Origin of the sequence: Streptomyces sp. 2A115 (genome assembly GCF_052245575.1) — a bacterium.
Lineage (GTDB): Bacteria > Actinomycetota > Actinomycetes > Streptomycetales > Streptomycetaceae > Streptomyces.
On record NZ_JBQQCG010000245.1, the window covers coordinates 1 to 870 of the forward strand.

Below are 870 nucleotides of genomic sequence, written 5' to 3' on the forward strand. Positions count from 1 at the left end.
CTTGCACTGCAACTCGGCAGCGGAAACGCGGACTTGCGAAGGCACAGTCACATTCCAGCGTCCCACTGACGACTGTCCCGCAGGTCAACTCTGACAGTTATTCACGGACAGGCCCCCGCGGTGCCGGAGTACTGCCTTTGGACTCCGGCGGAGGTAGTGCCCTTCTTCAGGAACCCGGTGTCGTCGATGATCAGTACCCCGTCGGGGCGGCCGAGGTGTTCGGCGACGTAGGTCTGCAGGTCGTCGCGGATGTCGTCGGAGTTCCAGCGGGCTCGGGAGAGCAAGTGCTGCAGTCCGTCCGGGGTGGCGTGGCCGACGTGTTCGGCAAGTTGCCAGCTGTTCTTGCGGGCCACTGGGGCGAGTAGTGCGCGCACGTAGTCCCGCATGCGGCGGCGTGGTTCGACACGGCCGAAGTGGTGCCCAATGGTGGTGAAGAGGTGGTCCAGGTCGCGGTCCCAGGTCTCGGCTGTCTGTTCGGTGATCACAACCCGAGGCTTCCCAGAGCTCGGGACGACCTTGCCGTCGTGGACACTCCTTCGAGGGGCGTGCAGGCAGAAGCCGTCCGTGACAGCGTCTTGCCCGCTACACTCCCACCGCTCCACGTTTCCCCAGGTCAAGCCACGAAGTACTGCTGGAGTACTAGGGCCTGTGTGACGTCGTGATCAATCTTGCCGATCCTGATACCTCTGGAAGGCGGATCCGGTAGGAAGATGACCGTGACGCGCAGGCAACTCACCGACGGACAGTGGAAGTTGATCGAGCCGTTCCTGCCGATAGGCGAGTACGGCCCGTACCCCGAGCGGCTGCGGGAGCAGTTCGAGGGGGTGATCTGGCGGTTCCGCACCAGTAGTCAGTGGCGTGAGATGCCGG

The 870-nt window shown here is 63.9% G+C and carries 1 protein-coding gene and 1 pseudogene; one reads left to right on the plus strand and one right to left on the minus strand.

The window, feature by feature from the left end:
- Positions 1-113: 113 nt before the first annotated feature.
- Positions 114-446, minus strand: a pseudogene (locus ACTWQR_RS55840) (transposase); the annotation flags it as partial.
- 270 nt (positions 447-716) lie between these two features.
- Between ACTWQR_RS55840 and ACTWQR_RS55845 the strand changes: the two are divergent.
- A partial coding sequence (locus tag ACTWQR_RS55845; RefSeq protein WP_443234919.1) for a transposase occupies positions 717-870 on the plus strand: 154 nt, incomplete at its 3' end.